At 21.3% G+C, this 13,414-nt stretch carries 8 protein-coding genes; all 8 read left to right on the top strand.

Features of this window, described 5'->3' with window-relative positions; translation table 4 throughout:
- Positions 1 to 147 precede the first annotated feature (147 nt).
- The 8 genes from AACL15_RS03465 (at position 148) to AACL15_RS03430 (ending at position 13,217) form a co-directional block, all read left to right on the top strand.
- The gene (locus AACL15_RS03465; RefSeq protein WP_339033473.1) at positions 148 to 1,905 is read left to right on the top strand and encodes an ABC transporter permease; all 1,758 of its coding nucleotides are present in this window, start codon (positions 148 to 150) and stop codon (positions 1,903 to 1,905) included.
- Positions 1,906 to 1,911: 6 nt separating this feature from the next.
- Positions 1,912 to 2,835, top strand: a complete 924-nt coding sequence (locus tag AACL15_RS03460; RefSeq protein ID WP_339033471.1) for an ATP-binding cassette domain-containing protein — start codon at positions 1,912 to 1,914, stop codon at positions 2,833 to 2,835.
- A 1,420-nt stretch (positions 2,836 to 4,255) separates the two neighbouring features.
- Positions 4,256 to 4,531, top strand: coding sequence for a hypothetical protein (locus AACL15_RS03455; RefSeq protein WP_339033469.1), 276 nt, complete (start codon positions 4,256 to 4,258; stop codon positions 4,529 to 4,531).
- A gap of 426 nt (positions 4,532 to 4,957) precedes the next feature.
- Complete coding sequence (locus AACL15_RS03450) at positions 4,958 to 6,787, top strand: lipoprotein (RefSeq protein ID WP_339033467.1); 1,830 nt, start codon at positions 4,958 to 4,960, stop codon at positions 6,785 to 6,787.
- Positions 6,788 to 7,458: 671 nt separating this feature from the next.
- Positions 7,459 to 9,291 (top strand): lipoprotein, encoded by a 1,833-nt coding sequence (locus tag AACL15_RS03445; protein ID WP_339033465.1) that lies wholly within the window; start codon positions 7,459 to 7,461, stop codon positions 9,289 to 9,291.
- 682 nt (positions 9,292 to 9,973) lie between these two features.
- A complete protein-coding gene (locus tag AACL15_RS03440; protein WP_339033463.1) occupies positions 9,974 to 11,815 on the top strand; it encodes a lipoprotein in 1,842 nt (613 codons plus the stop codon).
- Between the two features lie 152 nt (positions 11,816 to 11,967).
- On the top strand, positions 11,968 to 12,315 hold the full coding sequence (locus AACL15_RS03435) for a hypothetical protein (RefSeq protein ID WP_339033461.1): 348 nt from the start codon (positions 11,968 to 11,970) through the stop codon (positions 12,313 to 12,315).
- A gap of 44 nt (positions 12,316 to 12,359) precedes the next feature.
- A complete protein-coding gene (locus tag AACL15_RS03430; protein ID WP_339035092.1) occupies positions 12,360 to 13,217 on the top strand; it encodes an IS3 family transposase in 858 nt (285 codons plus the stop codon).
- The last annotated feature ends 197 nt before the right edge of the window (positions 13,218 to 13,414 follow it).

Genomic DNA, 13,414 nt, shown 5'->3' with positions numbered 1-13,414 from the left:
GAATATAAAATTGTTAAACTAAGCAAGGGTAAATTTACTATTTTAATTAAAACTAAAGTTTATTACAGTAAAATCAAATATAAATTTTTCTGGATTGAAGTAAAAGTTAAATAAATTAAAATTATACAATAGAATAGGTGAAAAATTATGAAAAGGGTTATTCCAGGATCATGAATAATAAAATTTAGTTTTAAGTTAATTATGAAGGAGAGGTCATTCATAATTTTTAATGGATTGTATTTATTGTTTTCTTTATTTATAGGAATTTATTCTGTTGTACAAAAAGATGCAAGTAATTTTTTGATGATATTTGATTACTATGTTTTACTTACAATATTTGTTATATTGTTTATTCTTTGTTTAAGATTAACACAATACTTTTATGTAGTAAAACGAGATGATAAAACAATGAATATAATTATTACACAACAAGTTTCAAGAAAAAAATTATTTTCTTACCAATTTATAGCATTTATATTATTAATTTTTATAAATTTATTTATTAGTTATTTATTAATAAATATTATAAATATGGCATTTTTATTTAAATTTAATTTCTTGTTATTAAAAATTACAACAGTCTATTTATTATACTCATTTATAAGTTGTTTCTTTTTAATTAATTTCTTTTTATTAATTTCTTTATTCACAAATATTCAAGTTTCAACAATTGTAGCTACTTTAATATTATCAAGTACTTTTATTAGTAATCTTCCATATACTTTCTTAATTCAAGGAGAAGAAAATAAAAAAATATCTTTAAATTATAAAGGAAGTAATACAGTTTTTGCAGTAAATGAAATCTATGATAGTTATGATTTAAAAAAACATGTTTTAAATGATCAATTAAAATATCCAAATTTAAGTTTATCTATTTATGAAGACTTTCTTAAAAATAAATATGAAACAGACCCAAATTCATTAACTAATAATTTTGATACTGATAACAATATTCAAAATAGGTTACAATTTTGAATAGATATGGGTATCGTTGAAAATAGAACCACAACTATTGGTTTAACAGAGCCAGCAAAAATAGTTAGTACAAATAATAACTCATCACTTTCAGATTGAAAAGGTGATGAAGTTACTTTTCAATTTGAATTGAAGTATAGATTTCTTTCAGTAGAAGAATTGGAAAACAAAATTAGTAATGATAATTTGGATAATAATTATAAAATAGTTCTTGAAGAATTTATAAGTTTTACTAAATTTATAAATAGTAAATTTAATGATATTCAAAGTAAATTTTATAATTTATTTGATGTGTTTATTTTATTTGATAATAAAGAAAACATTGATAAAAATTATATTAAAAATGAAACAAATCCTGAGCGAGAAAATATTTTATTTGATAATAAAAGTTTAGTTGAAGTTTATCAGAGTTATTTTTCTTACTCAAATAATAAATTAATGATTGAAAGTGCAAAAGTTGAAAAATTAATAGAGGAAAAATTATTTTTCCCTACAATGTTAAGCGCTCGTATATTAGAAAATTATTTTATACGTTATACAAATAATATGGTTATTTTTGAAAATAGTACTGTAGTAAAAGATGAAAATTGAATTAAATATTCAAAATCAAGAAATAATTATAATTTATTTTTTCAATTAAATTTTATTTCTAATATGGTACAAAATTATATTTACTATGGTGGAAGAAACTATGATGATATGTGATTTGAACCAGAAAGTTCAAGTAAAATATTTTTTAATAAGCAAGATAATTTATTTATGGCTAAACCATCGTATACATTCAAACTTGATTCAGAAAATAAAATTAAAGAAGACACATATAACAATTTTATTGCTCCATATTTTTATATGGTATTGCAATTTGCAATATCGATAATTAATTATTATGTTGCAAAAAATAAATTTAAAAAATTAGATTTGACAGGGTAAGGAAATATGGAAGAAATTATAAAATTTGATAATTATATTAAAAAATATAAAAAGAAAGTAATTGGACCTTTAAATTGTTCAATTAAAAAGGCTAGAATTACTGCTTTGCTTGGGTCAAGTGGTAGTGGTAAGACTGTTATTTTAAACTCCTTATTAGGAATAATAAAAGAATTTAAAGGAAATATTGAAATTGAAAATATTTCAAGAAAAGCAGGAAAATATTATTTAGAAAATAAAAATATTGGTTACTATACTCAAATGGATTTTTCTTTATATGTTGTTAGCGCTTACAAATTTTTATTAGATATTTGCATAATGATGGGTATTTCAAAAAAAGAGTCAATAATAAAAATTGAATATTGAATGAAATATTTTGATATTTGAGAATCAAAAGATAAATCAATTAAAAGTTTCTCATGAGGAATGAAGAATCGTATGAATTTAATATTGTGTTTTATTAAAGATCCAGAAATTATTATACTTGATGAGCCTGGGGCAAATCTTGATTCTTATTGGAGAAATAAAATTAAAATTCTTTTAGTAGAAGCAAAAAAGGCAGGAAAAACTGTTGTAATCACTGTTCATAATATTGATGAAATTGCAGATATTATTGATGATTTTGTAATTATTGATGATGGAAAAAATATTTTTAATGGTTCTACTCAGGAACTAAATGTTTATTCTAAATATAAAATATATATAAATGAAAAGTTTAGTGAAAAGGATTTTAGGTCTTTTTTAGGGGATTTAAATATAAAAACTTTTAAATATGATATTGATGAAAATTCATTGGTAGTGGCTATTGAAAATTTTAAACAAATAAATTATTTATTTTTATATTTAATAAAAAATAATTTACCATTAAAAAATTTAGTGAAGTTACCTATAAACATGGAATCAATTTATAAAGCATTAGAAGTTAATGAATAAAAATATAAATATAGTCTAATATTGATAGTTTGTAATTTTCAAACTATTTTTTATTCTATGTAATTTTCATTAACTTATCATGTTCAATTATTTTAAATTTGACAATTAGCTTAAAATTAGTTTATATTAGAATTTAAAAATGGAAGAACAATTTAATACATATACCATATTAAATCTTTCGTTTTTTTTTTTTTTTTGTAAAAGTGATCTCATTAAATATAATTACTTTTTTAAGCTATTTAAATATTCATAATATTTATACTTATATGGTTTTAATTTTTTTTACAATTATAAAATTTAAAATATTTATTAGTAGACTACTTTAATTTTTCAAAAAAAACAGTCCAATTTATTTTTAATGATATTATGTAAAGTATAGAATAAATTTTTTATTCTTTTAATAAAAAATAGGTAAAACTTTTTAACGAAATAATAATTTTTTAAATATCTTTATATTAATTTTCTTTTAAAAAAGAATAATCTTAATTATCTACTAGATTTCGTCAGAAAAATGAGAATAGACAACCTTAAAGAGATAATAGTCTCAATAGAAGGGTTGTCATTTTTTATGCCAAAAATAATAGATGAGAAAATAAAAAGAATAGCATTAGAAAAATATTGAAATGGAGAAAGTTATAATAAAATAGCAAGTGATTTATATTCAAAATATGGAGAATAAATTGTACGACTTTGAATAAAAAGATGCAATATAAATAATGAAGCATTCATTAATAGAAAATGTGAGACTGACTTATTTATGAGCAAAGATTTAGAGTTAAAAGTTTTGAAAGAAGAACTTAAAAAAACACGAAAAGAAAATGAGCAATTAAAATAAAAAGTTATAAAGGAAAAATTAAAATATTAGTTATTAGAAAAGTGCATGCCTTCTTGCATGAACATGACACAGAATCAGATTGTAATTATGACCCGCAAGAATGCATAAAAGAATGAAGCATTTAATTTTATTTATTTTGATTCTAAAAACACTAGCTTATCAACCAAAAAAAATGTGAAACTTTATACTTTAATAAAGGTTCATATTATAGATGAAAAAATAAAAATATTAAAACTTTATTAATTGGTGAAAAGATTAAGTATAATAGAAAATACAATAAACAAGTAATTGCAAGTATTTATAAATTCATTAAAAAAATTATTAGTGCTGGAAGTAGGAATGTAAGTCATTAAAATGCAGATAATTGCAATATTAATGTTAGTTACAAAATTATAGACGAATTAAAAGCTAAAAAAATTATTGACTTAAAGCATTTGGATAGACCAAAAAATACAAAGGTGAAACTAGAAGCAATGTTGCTCCTGATCTTATAGGTCAAAATTATATTTGTGAATATAAATATCAAAAGATTGGTTTAGATGGCTCTTGAATGCATTTAAATATTAGTAATAAAAAGTAATAATATTGGGTGAATTTGCCAATGATTGATATACTAGACAAATGATAGCTTTTGATTTTCAGAATGCAGAAAATAGTACAGGTGTTTACAATGTTTTATCACAAGTTCAAAAAATTGCTAGTGCTAATTTAGTAGAGCAATCAATTATTCAATCAGATAGGGGAACTGCAAATACTTCTTTTATTGTTAAGAGATTATTTGATAAATCAAATAATCTTACATTGTCAATGTCAAATGTTGGATTTAAACACAGTTCTTCTATTGAATTTTTAAATAGATAATAAAAGAATACTTTTTTAAAAATTATGGAGATACTTTTGATTCATTGGAGAGTTTTAAAACTAAGTTCAGAGAATTCATTTTAAAAAGAAATAATCCTCAAGATTATATTTATAATTAAAAAAAGAGATTATTTGCTCTTGATTTAAAATCAAGGCAAGTCTTTTTTAAGTCGTCTATTATTTTTTTGTAAACTTATTTTTAATTACTTACTTTTTTTGTTACTTTTTACTACTAAAAACTTATAGCTTTTTTTAATTAAATAATATTTTTGAAAATAATTACACTAAAATTTATTTTTATTCTACTTATATATTATTTTTGTAAAAAAATATTTTTATCTTTTTAAATTATTTGTACAATTCTTTTCTTTTTTTAATATAACTCTATTATTAATATATGGTTAAAAAATAATTAAAGGAGAAAATATGAGAAAGTTATTAAGTTTATTGGGTACTGTAAGTCTAATAGTCACAACAAGTGCAACTGTAGTTGCTTGTGGGACAAAACCTGTTATTCCTCCAGAAGGAATAAATTATGATGAAATTGTTAAATCACTAAAAAGTGATGTAAATGAAATTTTTTCAAAACATTTAAATAAAAATGTTTATCATAATTTAATAGGTCTTCCAGATACAGAGAGTAGATATTATTTTTTAAATAGAACTAAAATAATAGAAAATAGTGATTTAAAATGAGAGGAAATTGATCCTTTTGATTTAAAACAATTAGAGAATGACATTAAAAAGGTTTTAGATATTGATGAACTATCAAAAGAATTAAATAAATTGAAAAATGTAAATGATTACAAAATTATTTTAAATGATGTTAATGATTTATTAAAAAACGTAGTTATTGATTGAAAAACATTAGTAATTAAGTCTTATGAGTCCGAAGTGGATCAACTATATTTAGGAAATGTAATTGTTGATTATAAAATTCAAATTCAATATAAAGGTGAAAAAGATATTGAAAGTTTTGAAATAACTGAAAATTTTAAATATACTTCAACAAATAGTGATTCTTTAAAACAAGCAAGTGATGATTTTTATAAAAATATCGCAAAAGATTATTTTTTATCTGATGATTCAAATGACAAAAAACATACTAATATAAATTGAGAAAAAATTAGAGGTGATAAAAAATCTTTTGATGGTTTTGGAAAAACAAACGATGAGTTTAAAAGGTATTATCAAGATGATTCAAAAAATAATGGTTTTGAATCTTCAATGATAAATTTTATTAAAAAAAATTATTTTGAAAAAGTTGGTAATACACTGCCACTTTCTTTTGAAGGAGATCTTATTTATAAATCTTCAGAAATGAATAGACACTCATTGTTTAAAGAAATAAATAAATTCAAAACATATAATAATACTAAAATTAAATTTGATTATAAAACAGATGCTGGAAGAATATTTTTAAATACTATTTTTAGAGATGAACCAAATGATTTAAAAACAAAAAATAATCTACTAACTTATTATTTTAATAAATCAAATTATGAGAATTGAAAGACAGATTTTCAATTACAAAAAGATAGTTTCATAAGTGAATTAAAATTAGAAAATGAAAGAGCTATAAAAGAAACTAGTGAGTATAAAAGTTCAGCTGCTTTAGGCTATGTTAATTTAACTGGATTATCAATTAATTTAAGTGAAGGTCTTTACATACACGAATTACCTGATTTTAGATTAGCTGTAAATTATTTTGTTGATATTGATCAAAGCGAAGGACAGATTTTGGACAAACTAGCTGAATTTACTGTAAATAGCTTAAAGGTTTGACATAAAACTTTTGGGGTTGCAAATAATTATAAATATCCAAGTCATAATTCAAATGAGGATATTTTAATAGCTTTAAAATCTTCAGAACTTACTAATCAAATTTCTGAAGATATGTCTAGCAAGATTTTTAATACAACTAATGGATTTTATAGCTCTTTCTCTTTAGTAGGGAATAATTATTTGAAGGAAACGAAAATTAAATTACTTAATGATGCAAATATTATTGAAGATTCAGCTTATTTCTTGATTATTCCAAGTTGAAGTGATTTAGCTGTAGCAACATACTCAGCTTTTGATTGAACTGCTAATAAAAAAACTGGTATTAATATTAAACATAATGGTAAAAGTGAAGAGAGAAATAATCAATGATTGTCATTTAATTTTGGTTATTTAGCTTTCTTTATTGATTTAGATAAGATAACTCTTGGAGCTATTGAACTTGGTGATAAGGAAATAGTTAAGTTTATATAATAATTAAATTTGTACTAAATAAAAATTATAAATTTTTTTTGAAATAAGAATAGACAACTTTAAAGAGACCTAATGTTTCAATAGAGTGATGTCTTTTTTTTTAATTCCAGAAATAACCAATCAGAAAATAAAAAGAAGTGCTTTAGAAAAATATTGAAATAAAGAAAGTTATATAAAATAGAAAGTGTTAAGTTTTAAAGTATTGAAGACAAATCTTGCATTCTGAATAAAAAATACAATATAAATATTGAAGTATTCATTAATATAAAATTTTATACTAACTTATTTATGAAATGAGATTTAGATGTAAAACTTTTAAAAGAAAAACTTAAAGAAATAAAAAAAGTGAGTATTAAAGCTAATAGTTATGATTTAGTTTTTTTGGAACCTTATTTTAATTACTTACTGTATTTTTTTTATTACTACTAAAAACTTATAGTTTTTTTCTTATTAAATAATATTTTTGAAAATAATTTTATTTAATAATTACAGTAAAATTTATTTCTATTCTACTTATATACTATTTTTATAAAAAAATAATTATTAAAGTGTTAAAAAATAGATTTTTAAAAAAATATTTTTATCTTTTTAAATTATTTGTATAATTGTTTCCTTTTTTTAATATAACTATATTGTAATATATGGTTAAAAAATAATCAAAGGAGAAAAATATGAGAAAGTTATTAAGTTTATTGGGTACTGTAAGTCTAATAGCAACAACAAGTGCAACTGTAGTTGCTTGTGGAACAAAACCTGTTATTCCTCCAGAAGGAATAAATTATGATGAAATTGTTAAATCATTTAAAAGTGATGTAAATGAAATTTTTTCAAAACATTTAAATGAAAATGTTTATCATAATTTAATAGGTCTTCCAGATACAGAGAGTAGATATTATTTTTTAAATAGAACTAAAATAATAGAAAATAGTGATTCAAAATGAGAGGATATTGATCCTTTTGATTTAAAGCAATTAGAGAAAGACATTAAAAAGGTTTTAGATATTGATGAACTATCAAAAGAATTAAATAAATTGAAAAATGTAAATGATTACAAAATTATTTTAAATGATGTTAATGATTTATTAAAAAATGTAGTTATTGATTGAAAAACATTAGTAATTAAGTCTTATGAATCTGAAGTGGATCAACTATATTTAGGAAATGTAATTGTTGATTATAAAATTCAAATTCGATATAAAGGTGAAAAAGATATTGAGAATTTTGAAATAAATGAAAATTTTAAATATACTTCAACAAATAGTGATTCTTTAAAACAAGCAAGTGATGATTTTTATAAAAATATCTCAAAAGATTATTTTTTATCTGATGATTTAAATGACAAAAAACATACTAATATAAATTGAGAAAAAATAAGAGGTGATAAAAAATCTTCTGATGGTTTTGGAAAAACAAACGATGAGTTTAAAAAGTATTATCAAGATGATTCAAAAAATAATGGTTTTGAATCTTCAATGACAAATTTTATTAAAAAAAATTACTTTGAAAAAGTTGGTAATACACTTCCACTTTCTTTTGAAGGAGATCTTATTTATAAATCTTCAGAAATGAATAAAAACTCATTATTTAAAGTAATGAATAAGTACAAACAATTTAAAGATGATACTGCAATTAAATTTGATTATAAAACAGATGCTGGAAGAATATTTTTAAATACTATTTTTAGAGATGAACCAACTGATTTAAAAACAAAAAATAATCTATTAACTTATTATTTTAATAAATCAAATTATGAGATTTGAAAATCAAATTTTCAATTAGAAAAGGATAGTTTCATAAGTGGATTAAAATTAGAAAATGAAAGTGCTATAAAAGAAACTAGTGAATATAAAAGTTCAGCTGCTTTAGGTTATGTTAATTTAACTGGTTTATCAATTAATTTAAGTGAAGGTCTTTATATACATGAATTACCTGATTTTAGAATAGCTGTAAATTATTTTGTTGATATTGATCAAAGCGAAGGACAAATTTTGGACAAGATAGCTGAATTTACTGTAAATAGCTTAAAGGTTTGACATAAAACTTTTGGGGTTGCAAATAGTTATGAATATCCAGATCATAATTCAAATGAGGACTTTTTAATGAGTTTAAAATCTTCAGAACTTACTAATCAAATTTCTGAAATTAGCTCTAGGGAGATTGTTAATACAACTAATGGATTTTATAGGTCTTTCTCTTTAGTAGGGAATAATTATTTGAAGGAAACGAAAATTAAATTACTTAATGATGCAAATATTATTGAAGATTCAGCTTATTACATGATGGTTCCAAGTTTAGAAACCACAAATGAATGAATGTATTCAACTTTTGATTGAACTGCTAATAAAAAAACTGGTATTAATATTAAACATAATGGTAAAAGTGAACATAGAAATAATCAATGATTGTCATTTAATTTTGGTTATTTAGCTTTCTTTATTGATTTAGATAAGATAACTCTTGGAGCTATTGAACTTGGTGATAAGGAAATAGTTAAGTTTATATAATATAATAATTAAGTTTGTACTAAATAAAAATTATAAATTTTTTTGAAAGAAGAATAGACAACTTTAAAGAGACCTAATGTTTCAATAGAGTGATGTCTTTTTTTTAATTCCAAAAATAACCAATCAAAAAATAAAAACAAGCGCTTTAGAAAAATATTGAAATAAAGAAAGTTATATAAAATAGAAAGTGTCAAGATTTAAAATATTGAAGACAAATCTTGCATTCTGAATAAAAAGTGCAATATAAATATTGAAACATTCATTAATATAAAATTTTAAACTAACTTATTTATTAGATAAGATATAGATGTGAAACTTTTAAAAGAAAAACTTAAAGAAACAAAAAAAGTGAGTATTAAAACTAATAGTCATAATTAAACTTTTTTTGGAACCTTATTTTTAATTCCTTACTGTATTTTTTTGACATTTTTTTACTCTAAAAACTTATAGTTTTTTTTCTAATTAAATAATAGTTTTAAACTAATATTATAAAATAATTACACTAAAATTTATTTTTATTCTACTCATATATTATTTTTATAAAAAATAATTATTAAAGTGTTAAAAAATAGATTTTTTAAAAAAACATTTTTATCTTTTTAAATTATTTGTATAATTGTTTCTTTTTTTTAATATAACTATATTGTTAATATAGATTATAAAAATAATCAAAGGAGAAAATATGAGAAAGTTATTAAGTTTATTGGGTACTGTAAGTCTAATAGCCACAACAAGTGCCACTGTAGTTGCTTGTGGTACAGATCCAGTTATTCCTCCAGAAGGAATAAATTATGATGAAATTGTTAAATCACTAAAAAGTGATGTAAATGAAATTTTTTCAAAACATTTAAATGAAAATGTTTACCATAATTTAATAGGTCTTCCAGATACAGAGAGTAGATATTATTTTTTAAATAGAACTAAAATAATAGAAAATAGTGATTTAAAATGAGAGGAAATTGATCCTTTTGATTTAAAGCAATTAGAGGATGACATTAAAAAAGTTTTGGATATTGATGAACTATCAAAAGAATTAAATAAATTGAAAAATGTAAATGATTACAAAATTATTTTAAATGATGTTAATGATTTATTAAAAAACATAGTTATTGATTGAAAAACATTAGTAATTAAGTCTTATGAATCTGAGGTGGATAAACTATATTTAGGAAATGTAATTGTTGATTATAAAATTCAAATTCAATATAAAGGTGAAAAAGATATTGAAAGTTTTGAAATAACTGAAAATTTTAAATATACTTCAACAAATAGTGATTCTTTAAAAAAAGCAAGTGACGATTTTTATAAAAATATTGCAAAAGATTATTTTTCATCTAATGAATTAGATGATAAAAAACATACTAATATAAATTGAGAAAATATTAAAGCTAAGAAAAAATCTTCTGATGGTTTTGGAAAAACAAACGATGAGTTTAAAAAATATTATCAAGATGATTCAAAAAATAATGGTTTTGAATCATCAATGATAAATTTTATTAAAAAAAATTACTTTGAAAAAGTTGGTAATACACTGCCACTTTCTTTTGAAGGAGATCTTATTTATAAATCTTCAGAAATGAATAAAAACTCATTATTTAATGTAATTAATAAGTACAAACAAATTAAAGAGGATAATGCAATTAAATTTGATTATAAAACAGATGCTGGAAGAATATTTTTAAATACTATTTTTAGAGATGAACCAACTGATTTAAAAACAAAAAATAATCTATTAACTTATTATTTTAATAAATCAAATTATGGGATTTGAAAGACAAATTTTCAATTTAAAAAAGATAGTTTTTTAAATGAATTAAATTTAGAAAATGAAAGTGCCATAAAAGAAACTAGTGAATATAAAAGCTCAACTGCTTTAGGTTATGTTAATTTGACTGGTTTATCAATTAATTTAAGTGAAGGTCTTTATATACATGAGTTGCCTGATTTTAGATTAGCTGTAAATTATTTTGTAGATATTGATCAAAGCGAAGGAGAAATCCTGGACAAGCTAGCTGAATTTAGTGTAAATAGTTTAAAGGTTTGACATAAAACTTATGGAGTTGTAAATACTTATGAATATCCAGATTATAATTCAAATGAGGACTTTTTAATGACTTTAAAATCATCAGAACTTACTAATCAAATTTCTGAAAGAATGAATGATGGCCCTGAATATAATTATAATGCAACTGCTAATTTTCATGATGCCTTCTCTTTATTAGATAATAATTATTTGATTGAAACAAAAACTAAATTACTTAATGAGGCAAATATTTTTGAAAATTCATATTATGACATGATGATACCAAGTAAAAGTACTAATCAAAACTGAACATACTCAGCTTTTGATTGGACTGCTAATAAAAAAACTGGTGTTAATATTAAACATAATGGTAAAAGTGAAGAGAGAAATAATCAATGATTTTCATTTAATTTTGGTTATTTAGTTTTCTTTATTGATTTAGATAAGATAACTCTTGGAGCTATTGAACTTGGCGATAAGGAAATAATTAAGTTTATATAATAATTATAATATTTTTTTACAAGTAGAATAAACAACCTTAAAGAGACCAAATGTCTCAATATAAAGGTTTTTTTAATTCATTACTGAATATAATTCTCTAAGTATACATAATGTTAAAAAAACATAAAATATATACAAGGAGAATTTTTTATATGTCAAATGTTACAGGAAATAAATCAAATATATTAAGTATCAAACAAAAGCAAGAGTTAGTAAATAGACACTATAATGAAAATAGAACTTTTAGAGAGCAATCAATTGAATATGGTGTATCGTATTCAACAGCAAGAAATCTTTGCATAAATTATAAAATATACGGAGCTGAATCTTTAATTTCAAGAACAGGAAAGCATAACAAGCATTCCAGTGTTAGGCCAAACTCTTTAGACCCAAAAGATAAGGAACTAGCAATTCTTAAAAAGAAGATTAAATGATTAGAAATGGAAAATGAAGTTATAAAAAAGTTCAATGAAATGATGGAAAATCAAAAGAAAAAATAAATTATATTTATAAAATCATAGAAGAATTTAAATAAAAATATAGTATTTCAGATTTATGTAAGCTTTTAAAAATTACTAGATCAAGTTACTATAGGTGAGTTAACAATGGTAAAAAGAATTATATTATAAAAATAGACATTTATATTGCAAAAGAAATAAAGATTCTATTTTTTAAATATAAGGGTATTTATGGTAGTCCAATAATAACAATATGTTTAAAAAGTAAGGGGATAAACATAAGCCAAAATAAAGTAGCAAGAATAATGAGAATATATAAGATGTATTCAGTAATTAGAGTTAAAAAGATGATTAGAAAACCTAAGGAAAAGAAAAATATTACTCATGGGCCCAATATTGTTAATAGAAAATGAGAAATCTATGAGAAAAATGAATGCTGAGTGACTGACATTACTTATTTACCATTAAATAATAAATTTGCTTATCTTAGCGATTTAAAAGATGTTAAAACAGGATTTATAGTTGGTTATAAATTGTCTAACATAAATGATATAAAAATTTATAGAGATACTCTTATTAATTCAACAAAATATAGAAATGACATAAGTAAACCGCTTATAATTCACTCTGATAATGGTTCCCATTATACATCATTTTTTGCAAAAAATTATTCAAGAATGAATAATATAATTATTTCTTTATCAAAACCTGGAAATTCAATAGATAATGCAATGTGTGAAACATTCTTTTATTTATTAAAAGAGGAATGAAAAAAAGAGTTAAAAGTAAACTCTTTTGAAAAATTGGAAAACTCTATTAGTAAATATATTCACTTCTATAATTATGAAAGAATACGAGTTAAAACTTCTAACCCTCCATCTTATGAATACTTTAATAATTGAAGCAAAATAAAAGTAATTGCATTAAATGTAATTACTTTATAAAAAAACATTTTGTATACTTGACAAAGTATATTCAGAAACAAAAGAAGTGAGTATTAAAACTAATAATTATGATTAAACTTTTTTTGAAACCTTATTTTTTAATTCCTTATTGTATTTTTTTTGACATTTTTTTTACTACTAAAAACTTATAGTTTTTTTCTAATTAAATAATAGTTTTGAAAATAATATTATAAAAT

The organism is Spiroplasma endosymbiont of Cantharis rufa (assembly GCF_964019665.1).
In the GTDB taxonomy this organism is placed as follows: Bacteria; Bacillota_I; Bacilli_A; order Mycoplasmatales; family Mycoplasmataceae; genus Spiroplasma_A.
This window is presented reverse-complemented; position numbering and strand designations above follow the sequence as displayed.